The 21,476-nt window shown below is 56.3% G+C and carries 17 protein-coding genes; 12 read left to right on the top strand and 5 right to left on the bottom strand.

The features are described from left to right. Nucleotide 1: 1 nt before the first annotated feature. The 12 genes from P0D71_RS11970 to P0D71_RS11915 are packed head-to-tail and all read left to right on the top strand — an operon-like array spanning nucleotide 2 to nucleotide 15,114. Nucleotides 2-1,381 carry an undecaprenyl-phosphate glucose phosphotransferase gene (locus P0D71_RS11970; RefSeq protein ID WP_091801834.1) on the top strand — a complete coding sequence of 460 codons (1,380 nt, stop codon included), beginning with the start codon at nucleotides 2-4 and terminating at the stop codon, nucleotides 1,379-1,381. A 56-nt stretch (nucleotides 1,382-1,437) separates the two neighbouring features. Beyond that, complete coding sequence (locus tag P0D71_RS11965) at nucleotides 1,438-2,826, top strand: polysaccharide biosynthesis/export family protein (RefSeq protein ID WP_459252301.1); 1,389 nt, start codon at nucleotides 1,438-1,440, stop codon at nucleotides 2,824-2,826. Next, nucleotides 2,823-3,266 (top strand): low molecular weight protein-tyrosine-phosphatase, encoded by a 444-nt coding sequence (locus P0D71_RS11960; protein WP_091801831.1) that lies wholly within the window; start codon nucleotides 2,823-2,825, stop codon nucleotides 3,264-3,266. The genes P0D71_RS11965 and P0D71_RS11960 overlap by 4 nt, the downstream gene beginning before the upstream one ends. Before the next feature lie 13 nt (nucleotides 3,267-3,279). After that, a complete protein-coding gene (locus P0D71_RS11955) occupies nucleotides 3,280-5,520 on the top strand; it encodes a polysaccharide biosynthesis tyrosine autokinase (protein ID WP_408480168.1) in 2,241 nt (746 codons plus the stop codon). Further along, nucleotides 5,517-6,452 carry a glycosyltransferase family 2 protein gene (locus P0D71_RS11950; RefSeq protein ID WP_408480166.1) on the top strand — a complete coding sequence of 312 codons (936 nt, stop codon included), beginning with the start codon at nucleotides 5,517-5,519 and terminating at the stop codon, nucleotides 6,450-6,452. Before P0D71_RS11955 ends, P0D71_RS11950 begins: the two co-directional genes overlap by 4 nt. A gap of 9 nt (nucleotides 6,453-6,461) precedes the next feature. After that, nucleotides 6,462-7,844, top strand: a complete 1,383-nt coding sequence (locus P0D71_RS11945; RefSeq protein WP_408301289.1) for an O-antigen polymerase — start codon at nucleotides 6,462-6,464, stop codon at nucleotides 7,842-7,844. Next, a complete protein-coding gene (locus P0D71_RS11940; protein WP_408301287.1) occupies nucleotides 7,841-9,133 on the top strand; it encodes an MATE family efflux transporter in 1,293 nt (430 codons plus the stop codon). The genes P0D71_RS11945 and P0D71_RS11940 overlap by 4 nt, the downstream gene beginning before the upstream one ends. Next, on the top strand, nucleotides 9,134-10,087 hold the full coding sequence (locus P0D71_RS11935; protein WP_408480164.1) for a polysaccharide pyruvyl transferase family protein: 954 nt from the start codon (nucleotides 9,134-9,136) through the stop codon (nucleotides 10,085-10,087). It abuts the gene before it with no gap. Between the two features lie 3 nt (nucleotides 10,088-10,090). Beyond that, complete coding sequence (locus P0D71_RS11930; RefSeq protein ID WP_091801816.1) at nucleotides 10,091-11,185, top strand: glycosyltransferase; 1,095 nt, start codon at nucleotides 10,091-10,093, stop codon at nucleotides 11,183-11,185. Further along, nucleotides 11,185-12,321 carry a glycosyltransferase gene (locus P0D71_RS11925; RefSeq protein WP_408480162.1) on the top strand — a complete coding sequence of 379 codons (1,137 nt, stop codon included), beginning with the start codon at nucleotides 11,185-11,187 and terminating at the stop codon, nucleotides 12,319-12,321. Before P0D71_RS11930 ends, P0D71_RS11925 begins: the two co-directional genes overlap by 1 nt. Nucleotides 12,322-12,346: 25 nt before the next feature. Further along, nucleotides 12,347-13,591, top strand: a complete 1,245-nt coding sequence (locus P0D71_RS11920; RefSeq protein ID WP_408480160.1) for a glycosyltransferase family protein — start codon at nucleotides 12,347-12,349, stop codon at nucleotides 13,589-13,591. After that, nucleotides 13,588-15,114, top strand: coding sequence for a right-handed parallel beta-helix repeat-containing protein (locus P0D71_RS11915; protein ID WP_408480158.1), 1,527 nt, complete (start codon nucleotides 13,588-13,590; stop codon nucleotides 15,112-15,114). The genes P0D71_RS11920 and P0D71_RS11915 overlap by 4 nt, the downstream gene beginning before the upstream one ends. Nucleotides 15,115-15,698: 584 nt before the next feature. Here P0D71_RS11915 and P0D71_RS11910 read toward each other — a convergent pair. From P0D71_RS11910 to P0D71_RS11890, 5 genes are all read right to left on the bottom strand, one after another. Further along, nucleotides 15,699-16,376: a dTDP-4-dehydrorhamnose 3,5-epimerase gene (locus tag P0D71_RS11910; RefSeq protein WP_408480156.1), complete on the bottom strand. Its 678-nt coding sequence runs from the start codon at nucleotides 16,374-16,376 to the stop codon at nucleotides 15,699-15,701. 28 nt (nucleotides 16,377-16,404) lie between these two features. After that, nucleotides 16,405-17,298, bottom strand: coding sequence for a glucose-1-phosphate thymidylyltransferase RfbA (gene rfbA / locus P0D71_RS11905; RefSeq protein ID WP_408480154.1), 894 nt, complete (start codon nucleotides 17,296-17,298; stop codon nucleotides 16,405-16,407). Between the two features lie 10 nt (nucleotides 17,299-17,308). Continuing rightward, on the bottom strand, nucleotides 17,309-18,370 hold the full coding sequence (gene rfbB, locus P0D71_RS11900) for a dTDP-glucose 4,6-dehydratase (protein WP_408480152.1): 1,062 nt from the start codon (nucleotides 18,368-18,370) through the stop codon (nucleotides 17,309-17,311). A gap of 112 nt (nucleotides 18,371-18,482) precedes the next feature. Beyond that, the gene (locus P0D71_RS11895) at nucleotides 18,483-18,767 is read right to left on the bottom strand and encodes a hypothetical protein (protein WP_408480150.1); all 285 of its coding nucleotides are present in this window, start codon (nucleotides 18,765-18,767) and stop codon (nucleotides 18,483-18,485) included. Between the two features lie 30 nt (nucleotides 18,768-18,797). Further along, nucleotides 18,798-21,365 carry an adenosylcobalamin-dependent ribonucleoside-diphosphate reductase gene (locus P0D71_RS11890; RefSeq protein WP_408480148.1) on the bottom strand — a complete coding sequence of 856 codons (2,568 nt, stop codon included), beginning with the start codon at nucleotides 21,363-21,365 and terminating at the stop codon, nucleotides 18,798-18,800. Nucleotides 21,366-21,476: the final 111 nt, after the last annotated feature.

Here is a 21,476-nt window from a genome sequence, read left to right as displayed (position 1 = left end):
CATGCTCGGATTACAGGGGTTATTGGCGCGGCTTGTCGACGTGATTCTGATCGTGGCGGGCGCACTTCTGGCGTCGCACATTCGCTTTGAAGATCTCGTTCAGACTCGGGTGGATGGCGCATTCATTACGTTCTCGGTCGCGCTTGCTCTGGTGTCGTTCCCGGCATTCGGACTTTATGAATCGTGGCGCGGTCGCTCATTGTGGCGGCTGACGGGGCAGGTCTCGTTGGCCTGGCTGCTGGTCCAGGCGGGTGGGCTCGTTCTGATGTTCTCCGTTCATCGCACGGATATGATCTCGCGGCTCTGGTTCATCTATTGGACCGCGACGAGCGCGGCTGGCTTGATTGGGTCGCGGTTGGTGCTGCATTCGGTGCTGCGTAGCATGCGCCACGCTGGTATGAACTTGCGCAACGTCGCTGTGGTAGGCGGCGGGTCTCATTGCAAGGATGTTGTGAGTAAGGTGCAGGCGATTCCGGCAAGCGGATTTCGCATGTCGGCTCTATTCGAGGTCGGCGCAAGCGAAGTCTTCGCGCCCAAGAGCATTCCGGTATTCAAGAACTTCGACGAGTTCTCCGAACACGTTAGAAAAAACGCGATTAAGGAGATCTGGCTGGCTTTGCCGTTGTCGGAAGCCCAGACCATGCTCCGTTTCGTCAACGAATTTCGTGGTGATCTGGTGAACATCCGTTTCATTCCGGATGTGCGCAGCATGGCGTTGTTCGACGCCGGCGTAGTGGATCTGATCGGCTCGCCGGCGATCAGCCTGGTTGCGTCGCCGCTGCCCGCTCGGGCAATGGTACAGAAAGAGATCTTCGACCGGTTGTTCGCAGCGCTGGCGCTACTCGCGCTGACACCCTTGTTGCTGATCATCGCGATCGCGGTGAAGTGCTCGTCGCGCGGCCCGGTCTTCTTTACGCAATACCGGAAGGGGGCTGATGGACAGGTGTTTCGCATCTATAAGTTCCGGTCCATGCGTGCTCATGCTGAGAAAGCGGGCGTCGTCACTCAGGCCACCAAGGGCGATCCGCGCATCACGCGAGTAGGTGCGCTTCTGCGCCGGACTAGTCTCGATGAGCTGCCGCAATTCTTCAACGTGCTGCGCGGCGAAATGTCAGTGGTCGGGCCAAGGCCGCATGCGATCGAACATGACGAGATGTATAAAAAGGTTGTTGACGGCTATATCCATCGCTATCGGATTAAACCTGGTATCACTGGTTGGGCGCAGGTAAATGGGTTCAGGGGGGAGACCGACCGACTCGAGAAAATGCAGAAACGAGTCGAGCATGATCTCTACTACCTGCAGAACTGGTCGTTTGGTTTGGACATGCGGATCGTGATTGCGACGATGGTAAAGGGGCTGGCGAGCAGTAACGCCTATTAACACGTCAGCCACTCGAACGAATTTTATCTACTTCAGTGCGTGGTCTTCGCAGCGGCATGGAAACACAAGCCTGCCGGCGTGTACTGCAGTCATGGCGAGGTTTCGGTGACGATTCCACGGAAATCCGCTGGTCAATCAGACCGCAACCCGAAAGACGGCAACACCAATTTTCATACACGATTCGCAGGGAGATCGTGCGAATTTTTTTGCAGTTGACGCTGCCGCCGAATTCGAAATCAATGAAAAAGAATTTGAAGGATTATCTGATGGCATTATTTTGGAAGTGGGTCAGTCGCTGTAAAGAAACTGATTGCCGTCGCGGTTATCAATTGCTGTCCGGACTGGCTGCAAGCGTCATTCTGTCGGCGTGCTCGGTTGCCCCCGGAATGCGAATGACAACACCTCCAACGTTGCCGCTGACAAGTGGCGACGCACAGACTCCGCCGGTCGACCTCCAGGTTCCGATAGTCGACATCAATACCGCATTGATCAGGAAGATGCGTGATGAAGTGGGGCAACCCACCGCGGTCGAAAGCAATAAGCTGTTTTCGAACACGTCCGGCTATACGCTCGGAGTCGGTGACGTACTGCAGATTACGGTTTGGGATCATCCTGAACTCGCAGTCGCGCAAGGCATGCAGCAGACCCAGACAAACGTGCAGCGCAGTACCGATCCCGCAGCTGGCTTCATTATTGAAAGAGACGGTACTGTCCGCTTTCCGTACGCAGGGAAGATCGCTGTCCGTGGTCTTCAGGTAGGCGAAGCTCAGGATCGAATTGCCGCGGCGTTGAAGCGCGTTTTCGAGAATCCGCAGGTCACTGTCAGGGTGGCGTCCTACCGTGCAAAAGAGGTCTACGTAGACGGTCAGGTCAGAAGTCCCGGTGTCGTGTCCATAACCGACATCCCGATGACGCTCTACGAGGCGATTACTCGAGCAGGCGGCCTCGCTGATAGCGCTGACCAGAGCCGCCTGATACTGGTGCGCGACGGTGTCTCCTATCAATTGGATCTCGCGAAGATGCTCGCTCGCGGAGAGAACCCTTCGAAAATCGTGCTGCAGAACGGGGACCTGTTGCGAGTGGTCTCGCGAGACGAAAGCGGCGTCTACGTCATGGGCGAAGTGAATAAGCCGTCTACCGCCTATCCGCTGAGAACCGGCGCGTTGACACTGAGTGAAGCGCTGGCTCAGGCGGGAAGTATCAACTCGAATTCTGCCGACGCCGCTCAGCTCTACGTGATACGCAGTTCGCAGGGCACTAATCCCGAAGTCTTCCATCTGGATGCCCGATCACCCGTTTCAATGATTCTGGCGAACGAATTCCAGTTGCAACCCAAGGACGTGGTGTATGTGGATGGCAGCGGACTTGTCCGATTCAGCCGTGTCCTTAGCCTGCTCCTGCCAGCGATCAACGCAGGTCTAACCGCAGCAATTGTGACGAAATGAGCGTCCATTCCATTCTGATTGTCTGTGAGGGAAATATCTGCCGAAGCCCTATGGCCGAAGCGCTGGCCATCGATCTGTTTCCACGGCTTCATATCAGCTCAGCTGGTTTAAACGCGCTGATTGGGAAAAAGGCCGATCCTTTTGCCAGATCGGTCGTGACGGAGCGAGGGCTCTGTCTGGATACGCACGTGGCCCGGCAACTCGGCTGGTCGATGGTGAAGGCCGCGGACATGATTCTGGTGATGTCCGCAGAGCAGAAGAAGAGGGTCGAAGACACGTACAGATTCGCAACAGGGCGAACCTATCGAGTGGGGCACTTTCAGAAATTCGACGTGGCTGATCCTTACCAGAAAAGCAAAGCCGAATTTGAAGAAGCGTTTGCGTCGATCGAAGCCGGCCTGAAGCATTGGTCTTACGTGCTGGAAGAACTGAACGTATAAATATAGGTAACAAATGGCTGCTAATCTACCCGCGTCGCTTGACGCCACGAGTGCCGATGAAGACGTTTCGTTTGCTGATTACCTTTCGCTGATATACGAAGGGCGGTGGCTCATTGCGGGAATCATGGCGTTTGTCGTCGCGCTCAGTGTCATCTACGCTTTCGGCGCGCGCCCCATCTACGAAGCCAATATTCTGATTCAGGTCGAAGATTCCGACCTCTCCGAAAAGAATCTGCTTGGAGATCTTGCTCCCTTATTGGACGCCAAATCGGCAACCACCGCCGAGATCGAACTTCTGCGGTCGCGGCTTGTGGTCGGGTCCGCGGTTTCGAGTCTGAGGCTTTTTATCGAGGCTACGCCCCGGCACTTTCCGATCATTGGCGGATGGGTGAGCAATCGCTACGAGAGCCGGATGTCAGCGACTGGCCCGGCAGAGATCGCGCCCGCATTTCTTGGCCTGAGTCGTTTTGCGTGGGGTGGTGAGAGCATTCAAGTCGATCAATTCGACGTTCCAAGAACGTATTGGAAGAAGAAGTTCACGCTGGTGGCTATCGGTCGTGACTCGTATGTATTGAAGAGCTCAGGCGACGTGGTGCTCGAAGGGAAGCTGAACCGCGTCGCGAAAGGCCGGATCGAAGACGGCGAAGTCACGCTGCTCGTATCCAGGCTGACCGCGCGTCCAGAAACCGAGTTCATTATCAAGCGCAGTTCCGAACTTCAGGCGGTGGAAGACCTTCAGGACGATCTCAAGATTGAGGAAAAGGGCAAGCAATCCGGCATCCTCAGTGTTACCTTGAACGGACCCAATCCAAAGAAGACGAAGAGTATATTGGATGCGGTGGCCAGCGAATACGTAACGCAAAACGTCGCGTTGAAATCAGCGGAAGCACAACAAACCATCGAGTTTCTCGATCGTCAACTCCCGCAGTTGAAAAGCCAGCTTGACGACGCCGAAGCCAAGTACAACCGCTTCAGAAATGAGAAGGGAACCGTCAATCTGAGCGAGGAAGCGAAGCTCATATTGCAGCAATCGGTCGATTCGAATACAGCGCTTCTCGAACTGCAGCAAAGACGTCTCGAGTTGAGGCAGCGCTTCACCGAAGAACATCCGAGTGTCGTCGCGCTTGATAAGCAGATTGCGGCTGCAAAAGGTCAAACAGAGTCCCTTGGCGGCAGAATCTCCGGGTTGCCCAACCTGGAGCAGGGCGCATTGCGTCTCATGCGCGACGTCGCTGTAGATACCGATCTGTACACGGGTCTTCTGAATAGCGCGCAGCAGCTTCGTGTCCTGAAGGCAGGCAAAGTCGGCAACGTGCGTGTGGTCGATTTTGCGCAGGATTCGGAAGAACCGATCAAGCCGAAGAAGGCGTTGGTGATCGTAATGGGCGTTGTGTTGGGCGCGATTTTCGGCGTGACAACCGCATTCGTGCGGAAGGCGTTTTTTGGTGGCGTCGAGAGTGGTGACGCGATTGAGCGCGCCACTGGCCTGCCCATCTACGCAACGATTCCGCACAGTGACGAACAACGCGCGCTGGATGATGCCGTTCGTCAGCGCGTAAAAGGCTTTCATATCCTTGCGCACCAGAATCCTGCCGATACGGCAGTCGAAAGTCTGCGCAGCCTGAGAACGGCAATTCAGTTTGCCATGCTTGAGGCTGAGAATAACGTTGCGATGGTCACGAGTCCCAGCCCCAGTGTGGGTAAGTCGTTCATTGTCGCCAACCTCGCGACGATACTTGCCTCGTCCGGTAAAAAGGTGCTGCTAATAGATTGTGATTTGCGGCGAGGCCACGTGCACGATTGCTTCGGTTTGGCACGGGAGCCGGGCGTGAGTGACTTCATATTGGGTGAGATCAGTCTCGAGAAGGTTATTCAGCGGGACGTTCTTCCCGGTCTGGATTTCATTTCGACCGGGACCGTACCGCCGAATCCCTCCGAGCTGCTGACAAACGCGAGATTCTCGGAATTGCTGGAGAAACTGCGCACTTCGTACGACGTAGTGATCGTGGATAGTCCACCGGTCCTCGCCGTGACCGATGCGGCAATTATCGGCAAACATGCCGGGACAACACTTCTGGCCTTGCGCTATGCGCAGCACCCACTGCACGAGATCGTTGAGTCCGTTCGGCGATTGCAGCACGGTGGCGTTGCACTGAAAGGTGCATTGCTCAATGATCTGCCGCGAACCGCTCTCGGCTACGGGCGCAGGTATGGGCGGTATTACGCGTACGAATATGGGCAGCTAACGAAATGAACGAACGCTTGGCAAACAGGAAGCGTCGTCTCGACGGACAATGTGATCCATCGATCCCGTTGACGAACGACCATCACGTGGCAGTGATCCTGGTGAATTATAAAAACGCCAAGGATACATTGCGCTGTATCGAATCGATTGGGCAACTGGACTATGGCTCCTACTCCATCGTCGTTGTAGACAATTGTTCGGGTGACGGCTCCTACGAGAAGTTCCTGGAGCTTGGGCCGTCGGTCAGGGTTATACGCTCGGATTCCAACGACGGCTTCGCTGCCGCATGTAACCTGGCGATGAATGCGTTGCGGGATTCGGCCGTCAGATACTTCTGGTTGCTGAACAACGACACAATCGTTCGCAAAGACACGCTTTCAGAGCTGGTCAAGATCGCTCAACAAAGTGATGCCATAGGCGCCGTCGGATCGAGGATCGTCGATCTACACGATGTCGAGAAGACGATCTGTGCCGGCGGAGGCGTAATCAGCCGTATTACCGGTCGATCCATGCACATCGAGAATTTCACGGCCCAGACAAAGTTGGACTACCTGTGTGGGGCAAGTTGTCTGATTCGCCGGGACGCGTACCTGGATATCGGGCCACTCTCGGAGAAGTACTTTCTTTACTGGGAAGACGCCGATTACAGCTTCCGGCTGGCAAAGAGGAACTGGTTGATTTCCTTTGCCGAGAAGTCAATCGTCATGCATGCGGAGTCGAACACGGTTGGTAAGGGGAGTCCTCGATTCGACTACTTCTTTTCTCGCGGTTCGGTCATTTTCCTTAGAAGCCATTTCAGGTATCACTGGGTCATTCCACTGCTTGTCTCCTTGTCGGGCAGGCTTGCTCGCCGTGTTATCAAGGGCAATTACGCAGGGGCCGTGGCAATTGCGACCGGAGTAGCACATGGCCTGTCCGGTCAACTTCGGCGTCCCGGCTGACGAACCGCTATGGCAACCATTGGAACCTATACGGCACCACGACGGCCGCTCCCGCTAAGTTTGCTGTTGGCGTTGAGCGCGCTCTTTGCCGCGCTCGGCGCTCAGATCTTTCCCGTTTTCGGAATCATCTGTTTGGCGACGATCGCGTGTTCGCTATTGGAGGCGACAAAGAAGAATCTCGCCGGGCCGGCGTTCGTCATGCTCATTGTGTTCAGCCTTTACGTGTTGCCGCGCGCCGCCTTGGTTCTGCTAGGTGCGATCGACAAATTCTCGGGTTTCGACTTGAGTGACGACAACCAATGGATCATTGGAACGGTTCTGTTTGTCTATGCGTTTCTATCCGGAACCAAGCTCAGTGGGACCGATGGCGTTGCACTTGGTGCACCGGCAAAGGGTTCAAAGCTGGCAGTCGTGATCAGTCTGTTCATGATTGCCTGTTCCATTCTGTTCTTTTTCAGCTACTTGAAGGCTGTGGGTGGAGTGCAAGGCCTGATTGCGAATTACAACGCGGAAACCTATTTCGCGGCAACTCAGGACGAGGTGGGATCTGCAAGCAAGAATGGGTCGATCTACACGCTGATTTCGGGATTTGCTATCGTCAGTGCGGCGCTGTTTGCGCTTCGCAAATCGCGCAAAATGGTTATTTCTTATTCCATTTTGTGCGGCATCTCATTGGTGATGGCGGTCTGCTTCATCAAGCGCGAGTATGCGTTTGACGTATTGATGGCGATTATCGTCACGCTGGTTGCAAGAAAGTCCGTGGTTAGACTGCAAAAGCTCGCCCTGATCGGTTTTGCGGCCGCGGGAATGCTCTTCCTGCTGTTTCTCGTCAGATCCGGATTTCAGCCGGGCGATGCCGCTGCGGTTCCGTTGGCGCTACTCGACACCTCCGAATTCTGGGTGCTCGATCAGATTATCAACGTGTACCAGAATGGCATCGGACTGACCGATTACGACTATGGCTGGCTTCATGTCATGGCGCTCGTCTCGCCTTTCATGCCGTTCGATTCATATGTCCCCCTGGACCACATTCTGGTTGAGCGATCAATGGGAATTTCCGGCTGGGGAATTCCGCCGACAATTTTTGGTTACGCCTTTCTGGTATTTGGCTGGATTGGTCTGATTCCGTATGGTATTGCGCTTGGATACCTGATCGGCCGTGTTGACCGTTGGTTGAAAAATCGAACCCGAAAGAGTTGGAGTTTCCTGAGCGCATACATGATTTTCATCATGTATTGCTGGTTTCTATTTAGAAACGGTGACCCTGTATTGGCGGTGTTTTATACCAATCGGTACTTGTTCCTGGTGATTTTCGTTGCCTTGATTGAATGGGTGTTTAACCGTGGTTCGAGGCGAATGGCTACCGCGAACTCAATGAGAGTGCGGATATGACGCGACACTTCAATTCACTATTCCGTCAGGCGCTGGGATCGAACGTCGCGATATTGGGGCTGAATTTCGGCAATGTAGCCCTTACGTCGCTGTTCGCCGGTCTAAATACGCGCGGCGCGGTGACGGCGATTATGACGTATCCGCCCTTATTAGCTTCGATATGCTGTTTTGGGCTTCATCTGGGGTTCGTTTATCTGACGCAACGGTTCCCTGAACGCGCGGAAAGTCTCTTTAAATGTTTGATTGTCTGCGCCATTTTCTCCCTTGGCGCAGGCACGCTCGTCAGCTTGACAATTGCACCGTATATCGCAAGCAAAATTTCGGCCGATAGGACGCTGGTGACGATTTGGACCATCGTTCTGACCGATTCTACGATCGTCTACGCGCTGTTTTCGGGTGCCTGTCAAACCGAAAAGCTGTTCCATGTATTTAGTGTCTCGCGATTGATGTCGCCAGCGGTGACCGCGGTGGGAATTCTCGTTTTCGGTCTGTTCTCGGTGGTGGAAACGCAAGCTTATCTGGCTGCCTACGCCGCTGGATCACTAGCAAGCAGTGCATTCACGATCGTCGTGTGCATCAAGGAATATAAAAATAGAGGCGTGTTGGGACGGAAGGATGTACGCGAACTCGGCCGTCTCGCCTCGCTGTACTGGATTGGCGATGTAATGAACATCCTGGTTTGGCAGGTGGACAAGATCGCGTTAATCGCACTGTCCATGCCGATGCGGGAGGTAGGCATCTATACGATCGTCGCAGCAATTGCGCGGGGCGTAGGCCAAATTCCGATTTCGTTGAGTCAGGTGCTGCTGGCAAAGGCGATTGGGAAATCAAGAAATGCAGTGGTGGAACAAACTGCCGTCAATTTCCGATATATCACGGTTTTGTCGGTGCTGATGGCGGCGTGCCTGACACCGGTCATGCTGTCCTCGTTCTTTATCACGAACGTGGAGATTTCCCGATTCCTCAAGGTCCTGTGCATTCTCTCAATTGATTCCTGTGTAGCGGGTGGAAGCCTGATTGTTTCTCAGGCGTTCAGTGCGGTTGGCGAACCGCACAAGGGGGCGGTTCGCCAACTGGTGGGTGGCTTGTCTGCGATTGTATTTGCCTATCTGCTCGGGTTGCAGTTCGGTGTAGTCGGCGTTGCGACCGGGATTCTGATGTCCTCCGTTCTAAAACTCACTGTAGCGTGGGTCATGTTCAAGGGCGCTTTTGAAACGCGATCTGAAAATTGGATGCCTTCACGCACCGATTGGGGCGGGGCATTAGGTTTTTTAAAACGGGGAGGCTAAATGAATTCACTAAAAAACAAACTGACGTCGTTGCTGGAAATCATTCCGCAAGGCGAGCACATAATATTTGCCGACTATCCCGTTTATTTCAACATCGGGGATCTGCTGATATTTCAGGGGAGTGAAAATTTCTTTCGTGATAACAATATCATCATCGATGACCGATTCAGTCTGAAGGAAAAGTCGCAGCTTTCCAGAAATACGGTTGGCGACAGGGCGATCGTATTGCAGGGGGGAGGTAACTTCGGTGACCTTTATCCGTGGCATCAGTCCTTTCGTGAACAGATCGTAAGTCAATTTCCCGACAATAAGATTGTTCTCCTGCCGCAGACGATCCACTTTTCTGATGTGAAGAAGGCCAAGGAATCGGCTGCAATTTTCAAAAGGCATAAAAATCTACATATCTGTGTTCGAGACGAAAAAAGCTACAAGTTTGCCGCGGATTTTCTGAGCGACAAAGTGTATTTGTTGCCCGACATGGCGCATTGGCTCTACGGATCATCACCGTTCAAACCGGCAATGCGCGATGCAGCGAACGGTACGCTCTGGTTGATTCGTGGAGACAAAGAGCAGCCGCAGGCTTCGCAAGTTTCGGAACTGCCGGTCCCTGGGCGGGACTTTCAAGGAGATTGGAACGATTTGCAGAAGTTTTCGGCGCCGTTTCTCGAACAGTGGTCGACCAAATTTCATCGCTTAGCGGGAATGGCTCCGGTCAGGGTGGTTCGTCCATGGAAAATGTACCTGCCGGTGGTGCGCTCAATTATCGAGGCGAATGTGCATTTCTTCTCGAAATACGAGCGCGTTGTGACATCGAGATTGCATGGGCACATTCTCGGTGCCTTGCTGGACAAAGAAATTGTTCTGATTGATAACTCGTATGGCAAAAACTCAGGTTATTACGAGTGCTGGACGAAGGCACTTCCGAATGTGGTCCTCTCTGCCAGCGGAGTGTGAGCCGTGCGCACAGCATTCGTATTGCTTTGGGCTGAGATTTCCGTTGAGAACTGGAAGAAGTCATTCGACGAAGGCCTCAGGCCGGACAGAACGCCCTATGGATATCATTATCTGGAGGAGTCTGGATTCGACGTGCTTTATTCGAAGTCGTTTAACGAAAACCCCCTTTCCCGTATTTTCAGAAAAATTGTATCCAGGATATTTCGTGCCGATCTCGTACATGCGCTGAGAAATATCAGGGGAATGGCAAAAGCGGACTACATCTTTACCCATACGGATAAAGAGACGTTCTCTGTTCTGCTGTTGAGAACAGTTTTCCCGTGGCTGATCAAAGCGAGGACCGTGTGCCAGATTATCTGGACCCCAGACGTGCTGAAACAGCAGAGTAAGTTCGGCGCAAGGATTCTCGGAGCTGTGTTGAGGAAGGCGGATCTGGTCATCACGTTGTCCAGCCAGAACCAGGACTGGTTGAACCAGCTCGACAGCCGGATCAACGCGAGATCGGTGAAATTCGGCATTTGTCGCGACAGCTTTTTGACTGAGGAGCTTCCGGCTATTCGGGACGATTCGGCAGTGAGAGTTCTTGCGATCGGTAATGACGAACATCGAGACTGGAACACGTTTTGTGCGGCTCTCTCCGAAGTGAGTGACATCCGCGTACGAGTGCTTAGCCGTACCTTCAAGAAATCGGTTGCGTCATATCCGGATGAATGGGAAATAGAGTCCGCGAATTCGCTCGGTGAGGTAAAGGACGCGTATGCATGGGCGGACCTCGTCGTGGTGCCGCTGAAAAGCAACATGCACGCGTCCGGCATTACCTGCGTACTGGAAGCGGCATTTCTGGGCGTGCCTGTCATCGCGGCAAATACCGGAGGCCTGACTGACTATTTCGAAGATGGCGAAGTGATGTACTACGAGACGGGTAGTGCCGAATCGCTTGGTTCGCAAGTCAGGAGATTTGCCACGGATGTCTCGGCGCGACGGAGTTATCAGCGTGCGGCGTTCGAGCGTGCGCGCAAGGAAACGCTGACCTCGAAAAACTACATTGCCCAGCAAGTGAGTTTGATTCTGGCTCGAGATGCAATCGGGGGGACCTGATGAAAATAGTGCACGTATGCGAGACGCTGAAGGGCGGCATCGAATCCTATTTGGCGGAGATTATTCCGTTCCAGGTGGGTCTTTACGGAGCGGACAATGTCCACATCATCGTCCCCCGCGACGGAGCGGGCGGGCGAAGCGAGTTTCACGAAGCCGTTGTCTGGGAATTCAGGAGAAAAGGCCGTTCTTTCTCTACGATGCTGAATCTCTGCGTGGCGATTCTCAAGCTCGTCAAGACGCAGGCGCCAGACGTTATCCATTTGCACAGTTCTTTTGCCGGCGCCATTGGTCGCGTTGTGTTGATGGCTTTACGCAAGGAGACGAAGGTTGTCTATTGTCCGCACGGTTGGTCCTATCTGCGCCAGGGTGCAGAACGTACGAACTGGCTGTGGAAAAAGATCGAAACGATGCTGGCGGTAGCGTGCCACAAGATCGTTTGCATTTCCGAGCACGAGTACACCGCCGCACTCAACGCCGGCTTGCCAGAACATAAGCTGGAACTGATCGTAAGCGGAATTTCGGATGTCGTGTCGGACGCGCTGCGGAATCGGGTCATCTCACGCGAAGGCCGCGCGATACGCCTGTTATTCGTCGGCAGGCTGGATTACCAGAAGGGTATCGATCTATTGTTCAATGCGCTTCGGTCGGCTGCGCGAAACGATATCGAGTTGACGATAGTCGGGGAGGCTGTTGTCAATTCCGGTTGGTGGGCGCAGGTTCGCGGATCGTGTCCTGAGAATGTGCAAATCATTGGCTGGCAGGAACGGGATGCGCTGCAGCTTTTTTATGAGCTCGCCGACGCTCTCGTGGTGCCTTCACGTTGGGAAGGTTTTGGCCTCGTTGCTGTCGAAGCACTCCGATCGGGCACGCCGGTGATATGCAACGTGGCGGGAGCGTTGCCGGATATCGTGGAACACAGGATTAGCGGTTATCACCTCGATTTTGAAAATACAGAGAAGGCGGTGGCTTTCTTCGCTGAGCTGAAGCTTGAACACCTGGCCCACTTGAGGGATGCAGCGCGTGAGCGCTATACCAGCGTTTTTAAATCCCAGGCGATGAACGAAAAGATGCTGCAGATGTATCAAGCCGTCATTCCGCACGCAGAGGCGGTGGGCACCGCGGGGTTTATGGAGTAGGTGGCCCCGATTTATCGAGGACAATATGATTCATGTCGACTATGTGGTTGGTCACGATCCCGCAATTGATCGTGACGGTATCGGGGACTATGCGGAACAAGTGGCAGCAGCTCTGGGCCGACGCGCAACGCTCGGCTCGAAGATTGGCTTTGTTCATTCGAGATTCAAACCGGCGAGTATATTTAAATGGTTTGGATTTCTTCGATTCTTTAACCGATCGAACATTGTACATATCCAGTATCCGGTTGAGGGGTGGGGGACATCGGTCATGCCTGGCGTCGTGCCAGTCATAGGTCGGCTCTTTTTTCGATCGAGCCGCCTGGCTATCACGTTGCACGAATGGCGAAGCATGCACGTGTTGCGCCGTGCAAGCGTCTATTTGACGATTCTTCTGGCAGACGTCCTGATCTTTGCCTCTGAACGGGAACGAAAAGCATTTTTAAGTTCACGGATTGCAAAGTATACGAGGAGCGCTCAACAACAGGTGGTCATTCCGATCGCCGTGAATGTTGATATTCCAGAGCTTGAAACAGCGGATATTCTGGCGGCACGTGAAAGCGCACTGTCGCGGCTGGGCCTCGGAAGAAGCAGGCTCGGCCACGGCGAGTCCGCTCGCCAGTTGGTGCTAGGCTTTTTCGGATTCGTCTATGAATGGAAACAGCCGGAAAAAATGCTCCATATTGTCAAAGCGCTGCTGAACAAAGGTTGCGCAGTGAATCTGGTTATGTGCGGCGATTTTCCGGATGGGCACGACGAGAAACGTGAAAATTTTCGCAAGAAAATCGCGGAGTATCGGCTCGAAGGCAATGTCGAATTGTGCGGCTATGTCGAGCGGGCGGATGAACTGGCGTTACGGCTTTCTGCGTGTGACGTAGTTCTTCAGCTGTTCTCTGATGGTCTTTCGGCAAGACGAGGAAGTTTCTGGTACTCGGCCGAGCTGGGCACGCAGGTTCTTTCCACGTTTCCGGGCGCGCAGGACGAGTTCGAGCAGTGTGGAACAGGTTATGAGCCTTCGAATGACGAGCGTGTGTTGCTGGTTCCCGCAGACGATGATCCTGCCAACATAGCGGCGAGGATTCTGGACTGGACGCGACCATGGAGTCCACCGGTGAGAAGGACGATTGCGCCTACCTGGGACGAGATAGCGGCCCAACACGAGGGGGTGTATGCCGCAATGATGCCCGCCTCGCAACCGCTGACTGACGAACTGGTGGAGGAGGCCGTTCAGCCGGCGAAGACGTTCGGTTCGCGGTCGACGGAGAGCCGATGAAACTGGTCGATCGCCTGGAGAAAAGACGCTCCGTTGTGAAAGTTATCCTGACCGGGGTGTATTGTCTGTTGCCCTCTTTGGCGCGACCGGCAGAAAGCGATGCATCTGCTTCTTCCGGCATTGCAAGGCCAGACGGTAAAAAGAGCAGCGTGCGTATCGACGAGCTGGGTGCGAAGGGTAACGGAGTTGACGACGATACGGAATATTTCACGCGTGCCATGCGGTCCGGCGTCACGGTCGTGGCCGGAAAGGGAAAGGTCTATCGCGTCAGGCCGCTCGTATTCGTTGATTTAAAAAACGCAGCATTGGATCTGAACGGTTCAACCCTGCTGGTAGACCGTCCTACCCCGACAGGTCCTTCGCCGTCGGGGCTCACCTTCAAATCTTCGTCCAGCTTAGGTGGATGTCAGAATCTGAAATTGAGTCATGGAAAAATCGCTTATGTATCGGCGCCCTCTGCAAGAATCGACAACAATTTTTCGATTTATGTGGAGGGGGCTCGGGGACTGGAGATTTCCGGAATTGAGATCGATGGAAGCTGGTCGGCGGGGATCTGGGTACAAAAATCGACCCATGTTTATATCCACGATAATTATGTCCATCACACCAAAGCAGACGGCATAACCTGTCAGGGTTGCGGAGACGATATACGCATTATTTCCAACCGCGTGAGCTTGCCGGGCGACGACTGTGTCGCCGTAACGTGGTTCACGGGAAATGATGAATCCTACGTCGGAAATAGCGCGGGTGAGAAATATAGCTCGAACGTCAGAATAGCGAATAATATTTGCGAGGATGGTGCTGCTCGGGGAATTTTTCTTGGGGGCGTGTCGGGAGGCGAGGTCTGTTTCAACAGGATATCGAGAACCGACGCCATTGGCATTCTACTGGCCAGAGATACAGTGGACCGGTCTTCCGAGTTTTTCTATGCTAACGGTGTGAATAACTCGAATCTGAACGTGGATATCCACCATAACGCGTTGAATCAATGCGCTATCGCGTCCAATAGCAGATATGCGGAGGTAGGTGGGATCTGGATCTCCGAGCGGAATCGCGGTATCAGGGTAATGAATAATATTTTGTATAAATGCAATAATATTCACTTCTACTGTGCTGGGAATGCGGAGATTTACCAGAATAAAAGTTTTTCTCCCCAATGGGTCGCGGGTGGACGGGTGAGAAAAGAACAGATGCTGGGGCGGGGCAGCCACATCGTAACGGGCGCCAATTCGGCAAGCAAGGGATGGAATTTTGGCCGAATTGACGAGAACCAGTTGATTGGCGATTGCTATTACGCAATCTGGATTGGCCCGGGAAGTCTTTCCAGGCAATGGCAGGTTGCCAGAAACCGGATTTTTGTTTCGACTGACACGACTCAGTCCGCAAATTTGCTCTCCACTGAAGCGGGGCAGAAAAACGCGGCGAGGATTACTGCCTGGATTCGCTCCGACAATCCGGGGAGGGTTTCTGTGCAAGACAACGTGGTTCAGGATCTCCGCGATGCGCCCACTCTTGATCAGTAAGTTGGCTTCCGGTGTCGGCGCGTGCAAGACCGAGTTCTGATCTTGCGCTCAGTCCCGGCCGTGAGCGTCTTCGGCCGCGCAGCGCGGAGCCGAGGCATTCTCGTGGTTAGCCGATCGCTCCAACTGCTGGTCGGATCCGTTCGGCGTTCTCAGACCATGCTCGATCCGATCTGCCGACGCACTCCTCGTGCGTGCCTCCTGCAGCGACCGCACGTAATCGTCCATTGCACCGTCCTGCGGAGGGCGACGCTTACGGCGTCCCCACAGGCGACCTACGCCGCCACAGACCTTGCTGATCACGACGGCAATGCAAACGGCCATGGCAAGGAACACCAGGGCGAGACTTTCGCCAATGTTCCGTAAGCGTGTCAGTGTTCGCGAATCTCGCACGATGGCTCCAAGGCAGGCAGCGCCTTAGTCTACCAGTTCGGAACGGCGGGCTTCGACGAGCCTTGAGCAAGCATTTACGCGCGCGATCGGTACGCCTCGCGAAGGGCAGTCCTGCCGGCGGGGACCACGATTAGCGTCGCAAGCCGTATTAGCGGAGGTGGAATGAGCAGCGTATTTGTTCGGAAAGCGCTTTGTCAGTTGGCGTCCGCGCCGCCGAGCATGCTTTTGTAAGACTTCATTGCGGGGCTTAGCCTGAAGCGCTTATTGCCGGACGGCGCATCAGTGTCGCCATGCGTTGAAGTCATTTCGGAATAGGACGCAAGGTTACTCGTGTCCGCCGAACTGCCTTGGGATAGAAGCGACGATTGAAGTGCGCGCTTCTTTGACATTTGAAACTTCAATTGACGCCCTTTTTTGTTTTTGTCGCCAAGTGCAAGATCGTCGCCGCTTTCCGATGCGGATTCAAGCATCATGTCGGTGAGGTAATCCGGCTCATCTATCAAATCCTTCCCTACGGTCGCTTCCTTGGTCAGGCTGGGTGGCGCGTAAGGCGAACTGTTGGCGTCCTTCTTGTCGTCGAGGTCCCGACGACGTTGGTGGTCCGCATAGCGACGCCTGTAATGCCCCAATTTCGACGTGTTCGAGTCCTCCGGCACAGGCAAACCGATCGATGAGTAAGAGGTCAATGTGGCCGGATCAACCGACGTATAGTCCAGGTCGCTCGCATTGCCGGTGGAATAAGTCGACTGAGCGGTTTGCCGGCTCGATGCGGTGTGATATTGAGCGAAGCCGGACGTGGACATTGCAAAAAGACACAGCAAACACGCGCGCAAAGGTCTCACTGCCGCTCCTGACAGGTCGAAGAATTTCATTTCGGTTTGCGACGTAACGCGCTTGCGATTAACTTGATTGCCACGCCACCTGCTCCGTAAGAAGGCTTTGCAGATACTTGCCGTAAGCATTCTTGACGAGAGGTTTGGCGAGAGCCTGCAATTGTTCGCCGTCGATCCATTGCCGCCGGTACGCAATCTCTTCGGGACACGCGACCACCAGTCCCTGACGCTTCTGCAGCGTGGCGATGAAGGTCGCCGCTTCGATCAACGAGTCGTGCGTGCCCGTATCGAGCCAGGCGTAACCGCGGCCCATGATCTCGACATTGAGCGCTGCGTTGGCGAGATAACGCGAGTTGACGTCGGTGATTTCAAGCTCGCCACGCGGCGACGGCTTGATGTCCGCGGCAATGTCGCACACCTGCTTGTCGTAGAAATAGAGACCCGTGACCGCATAGTTCGAGCGCGGTTTCGCGGGCTTCTCCTCGATCGAAAGCGCACGGAACTCGCGGTCGAACTCGACCACGCCATACCGTTCCGGGTCGTGCACGTGGTACGCAAAGACAGTGGCGCCTTCGGTTTTGTCGTTGGCGTTTTCCAGCTGCTTCGCCAGATCGTGACCGTAGAAAATGTTGTCGCCGAGAATCAGCGCCGACGGATCGTTACCCACGAAATCCCGGCCGATGATGAACGCCTGCGCGAGCCCGTCCGGCGAAGGCTGCACCGCGTACTGGATATTCATCCCCCACTGGCTGCCGTCGCCGAGCATCGCCTCGAAGCGCGGCGTGTCCTGTGGCGTCGATATGATCAGCACGTCCCGGATGCCCGCCACCATCAGCGTGGACAGCGGGTAGTAGATCATCGGTTTGTCGTACACCGGCAGCAACTGCTTGGATACGACGTGCGTGATCGGATACAGGCGCGTGCCCGAACCGCCCGCGAGAATAATGCCTTTGCGCGCCATTGCCGTGCCCTTACGCGCGTTGCGCGTAGTTGGTCTCAACCCATTTGCGGTATTCGCCCGAGGCGACTTCGTCCGACCACACCTGGTTGTCCAGATACCACTGCACCGTTTTCGCGAGGCCCGTTTCGAACGTCTCCGCCGGCTTCCAGCCAAGCTCGCGTTCGAGCTTGCGGGCGTCGATCGCATAACGGCGGTCGTGGCCCGGACGATCCTTCACGTAAGTGATCTGGTCGCGGTACGAAGCGCCCGCCTTCGGACGCAACTGGTCGAGCAGGTCGCATAGCGTGTGAACCACTTCGAGGTTCTTCTTCTCGTTCCAGCCGCCCACGTTGTACGTCTCGCCCGGCGTGCCGCGCGCGAGCACTTCGCGGATCGCGCTGCAGTGGTCGCCTACATACAGCCAGTCGCGCACGTTCTGGCCGTCGCCGTACACCGGCAGCGCCTTGCCCGCGAGCGCGTTGGCGATCATCAGCGGAATCAGCTTCTCGGGGAACTGATACGGACCGTAGTTGTTGGAGCAGTTCGTGGTGAGCACCGGCAGGCCATACGTATGGTGATACGCGCGCACCAGATGGTCCGAACCCGCCTTGGTCGCCGAGTAAGGGCTGTTCGGCGCGTACGGCGTGGTTTCGGAAAATTGTGGATCGGTAGCGGACAGCGAGCCGAACACTTCGTCGGTCGACACATGCAGGAAGCGGAAAGCGGCCTTGTCGGCCTCGCCGAGCGCATTCCAGTACTGGCGGGTCGCTTCGAGCAGCGTGAAGGTGCCGACCACATTCGTCTGCACGAAATCAGCCGGTCCATGAATCGAACGGTCAACGTGGCTTTCCGCGGCGAAGTGCAGCACCGCACGCGGTTTGTGCTCGGCGAACAAAGCGTCGAGCGCGCTGCGATCGCAGATATCCGCGCGCACGAAGATATGCTTCGGGTTGCCCTGTTGCGACTTGAGCGTACCCAGATTGCCGGCGTACGTCAGCTTGTCCACGTTCAGTACCGCTTCGTCCGACGCGTTGAGCCAGTCGAGCACGAAATTGGCGCCGATAAAACCGGCGCCGCCCGTTACCAGAATCATAAATTTTCCTTCGAATGTGCGAGGCTGCATTCGATTGCTTTGCTGAAATGTTTTTGCATGAAATTCCTGGCCTTCTAAAACACCCGCACACGAATAAAGCGCGCATGCTTGCTCAACCGTTATCGGTGAATGATTGTCGAACGCCGACGGTCGTAGGCAAAAGTGGCAGAAATTGACCCGATAATTGCGAGATTGGACAAAGGGACCTGAGAGGGTAATTCGCCGATTCGACGAACGGCTCCAGTCTCGCCAGCGTGATTGAAATCACGATCAGATCGGCGGAAGTGGTCCCGAGCCACTGCGGTGTCTCGGGTGCGCCGGTGGCTTCCGCAACGCTAACGCCTCGCGGCGCCAGCGTCTGTACGACGATGCGGCGTTGCGCCGCGAGATCGTCCACAGGCCGCACCATGCGGTGCGGGCCGTCGTCCTACCCGCACGCACCCACTTCACCGCACGCCGTACAAAAGTCGCACCCATCCTTGCGAATCACCGCGTTCGCCCCGCACGACCCGCATTTGCGTCCAAGCATCGTATGCAGCCCTTGCGCGCCGCCAGGCTGCGTCAATGCGAGAGCGCCGGCGTCGGTTTCGACGGGATGCGGACGAATGCCGAAATCCGCCGGCAACGCCGTCTCGGCCCGCATCTGTCCGCGCGGCAGACGCGCGAGCATGCGCGAGGACACCTGATTGCCCTCGGCGTCGAGAAAGCCGCGCCGATGCAGAATCTGCTGGATCGCAAAGGCGAGGGCGGCCACCTCCGAATCGTGCCAGCGCGGCGTGCGGTGCCCGTCCAGACGCTGCACTTCGCCGAGCCGAACCTGCCCGCGGTCCCACGAAACCTTGCGCATATCCTGCAGGTTTCGCGCGACAAAACCGCCGCGCGCCGCCAGCGAGAGCGAACGCATCGTCGCCGTGATCCATTGCTGCGATTCGTCGCGCTGGCCGGTCGGAATGAAGAACTCGATAGGCCGCTCGATAGTGACGTCTTCACCGCCCAGCCGCCCCGTGACCTCGATGAACGACACCGCCACGTAGAGCGACTTCTTGCCCGCCTGGGTCAGATACTCGACTTTCTCGATGATCGCCGGCAACTCGCCTTTAGGTCGATGATCGATTGCGATACGCAGCGGATCGAGATCGCTCTCGGCCAGCGTGTCGTCGGCTTGCGGCGGGCTCACGCTGAGCACCGCGCCGAGCGTCTCGTTGGGCCGATAGGTGGCGAGACCCTTGAGCCCGTTTTTCCATGCGTCGAAGTAGAGGCTTTCGAACGCTTCGAACGGATAGTCGGCAGGCACGTTCACGGTCTTCGAGATCGACGTGTCCACGTACGGCTGCACGGCGGCCATCATGTCGAGATGATCGCGCGCCGACATTTCCAGCGCGCTGACGAAATAGTCCGGCAGCCTGCCGACATCGCCGCCGAGCTCGCGATAAAGGCGATACGCGTAGTCTTCGACGTCGAACGATTCGCGGCTGCCATCGGCCATCACCTTCATGCGCGTGTAGGTCCACGAGAAGGCCGGCTCGATGCCGTTCGACGCGTTGTCCGCGAACGCGAGGCTCACCGTGCCGGTCGGCGCGATGGACAGCAGATGGCTGTTGCGAATGCCGTCGCGGCGAATCGCCTGCTTGATGTCCTCGGGCAGGCGCGAGGCGAAGGTGCCGGCTTCCAGATAGCGCGCCGCGTCGAAAAGCGGAAACGCGCCGCGCTCGCGCGCCAGTTCCACGGATGCGCGATACGCCTCGTCGCGCATGAGTTGCGCGATGCGCACGGCGAAGTCGCGGCCTTCCTGCGAGTTGTAGCGCAAGCCGAGCATGACGAGCGTGTCGCCGAGGCCCGTGAAGCCCACGCCGATGCGCCGCTTGGCGCGCGACTCCTCGTATTGCTGTTGAAGTGGCCACAGCGTGACGTCGAGCACGTTGTCGAGAAAGCGCACCTGCGTGCGCGTGCGCCTCGCGAGGCCGTCCCAGTCGAACGACGGCTTGCGGCCTTTGATCTGCGCGAACGGGTCGATCACGAAACGCGTGAGGTTCAGCGGCCCGAGGTTGCAGCAGCCATAGGCCGGCAACGGCTGTTCGCCACACGGATTGGTGGCGCGGATGGTTTCGACGGCGCGCAGATTGTTGTCCTCGTTCATGCGCGAGATGAACACGATGCCGGGCTCCGCGACGTCGTAAGTGGAGCGCATGATGCGATCCCAGATCGCGCGCGCGGGGCGTTCGCTGTAGACCCACAGTCCGTCTTCGCGCTGCCGCACGTCGTCGGCCGCACGCTGCGCCGGTGAGGGCTCGGCGCGATGCACGAGTTGCCAGGGTTGATCTTCTTCGACGGCGCGCATGAATTCATCGGTCACGCCGACGGAGACGTTGAAGTTGTTCCAGCGGCCTTTCGAATGTTTGGCCTCGATGAACTCCAGCAAATCGGGGTGATTGCAGTCGAGCACGGCCATCTGCGCGCCACGCCGCGAACCGGCGCTCTCGACCGTGCGGCACGACGCGTCGAACACGTCCATATAACTGCACGGTCCGGACGCCGACGAACTGGTGGTGTGAACGCGCGCGCCCTTGGGCCGGATCGCCGAGAAGTTGTAGCCGACGCCGCCGCCGCGCCGCATGGTTTCCGCGGCCTGCAGCAGGGCGACGTAAATGCCGGGCAAGCCTTGTTCGTCGACACCCTGAATCGAGTCGCCCACAGGCTGCACGAAGCAATTGATCAGCGTGGCCGCAATGCCGGTGCCCGCCGCGCTCATGATGCGGCCGGCGCCAAGCGCACCGTGCCGCAGATTGTCGACGAAGAGTGCCTCGACCGATTCGCGCAGCGCCGGCGGTTCCGCCTCGGCCACGCCGCGCGCGACGCGTTTGAACACGTCGTCGGCCGATTGCTCGTCGCCTTTCGCGTATTTTTCCAGCAGGACGTCGAGGGAGAATTGCTGCGGTGCGACGAGTGGTGCGGGAGGCGCAGTTGCCGCGCGGGTGTCCGGCGTGTCTTCGGCCATGGTATGCCCTCAAACGGCGCCGCGAGGGGCACGGCGCGGTGGTGGAAGTGCGCGTCACGATACCGCCGGGCGTGGCACGGCAGGGTGACACGGCGCAATGAGGTCCACCTT

This window comes from Paraburkholderia sp. RL17-383-BIF-A (genome assembly GCF_046028015.1).
Lineage (GTDB): Bacteria > Pseudomonadota > Gammaproteobacteria > Burkholderiales > Burkholderiaceae > Paraburkholderia.
The sequence above is the reverse complement of the archived record's forward strand: the minus strand, read 5'-3'. Positions and strand labels throughout refer to the sequence as shown.

Excerpts from the sequence above, each read along its gene's own strand:
- P0D71_RS11970 (WP_091801834.1), top strand. The coding sequence starts at position 2 with ATGCTCGGATTACAGGGGTTATTGGCGCGGCTTGTCGACGTGATTCTG.
- P0D71_RS11965 (WP_459252301.1), top strand. The coding sequence starts at position 1,438 with ATGGAAACACAAGCCTGCCGGCGTGTACTGCAGTCATGGCGAGGTTTC.
- P0D71_RS11960 (WP_091801831.1), top strand. The coding sequence starts at position 2,823 with ATGAGCGTCCATTCCATTCTGATTGTCTGTGAGGGAAATATCTGCCGA.
- P0D71_RS11955 (WP_408480168.1), top strand. The coding sequence starts at position 3,280 with ATGGCTGCTAATCTACCCGCGTCGCTTGACGCCACGAGTGCCGATGAA.
- P0D71_RS11950 (WP_408480166.1), top strand. The coding sequence starts at position 5,517 with ATGAACGAACGCTTGGCAAACAGGAAGCGTCGTCTCGACGGACAATGT.
- P0D71_RS11945 (WP_408301289.1), top strand. The coding sequence starts at position 6,462 with ATGGCAACCATTGGAACCTATACGGCACCACGACGGCCGCTCCCGCTA.
- P0D71_RS11940 (WP_408301287.1), top strand. The coding sequence starts at position 7,841 with ATGACGCGACACTTCAATTCACTATTCCGTCAGGCGCTGGGATCGAAC.
- P0D71_RS11935 (WP_408480164.1), top strand. The coding sequence starts at position 9,134 with ATGAATTCACTAAAAAACAAACTGACGTCGTTGCTGGAAATCATTCCG.
- P0D71_RS11925 (WP_408480162.1), top strand. The coding sequence starts at position 11,185 with ATGAAAATAGTGCACGTATGCGAGACGCTGAAGGGCGGCATCGAATCC.
- P0D71_RS11920 (WP_408480160.1), top strand. The coding sequence starts at position 12,347 with ATGATTCATGTCGACTATGTGGTTGGTCACGATCCCGCAATTGATCGT.
- P0D71_RS11915 (WP_408480158.1), top strand. The coding sequence starts at position 13,588 with ATGAAACTGGTCGATCGCCTGGAGAAAAGACGCTCCGTTGTGAAAGTT.
- P0D71_RS11910 (WP_408480156.1), bottom strand. The coding sequence starts at position 16,376 with ATGAAATTCTTCGACCTGTCAGGAGCGGCAGTGAGACCTTTGCGCGCG.
- rfbA (WP_408480154.1), bottom strand. The coding sequence starts at position 17,298 with ATGGCGCGCAAAGGCATTATTCTCGCGGGCGGTTCGGGCACGCGCCTG.
- rfbB (WP_408480152.1), bottom strand. The coding sequence starts at position 18,370 with ATGATTCTGGTAACGGGCGGCGCCGGTTTTATCGGCGCCAATTTCGTG.
- P0D71_RS11890 (WP_408480148.1), bottom strand. The coding sequence starts at position 21,365 with ATGGCCGAAGACACGCCGGACACCCGCGCGGCAACTGCGCCTCCCGCA.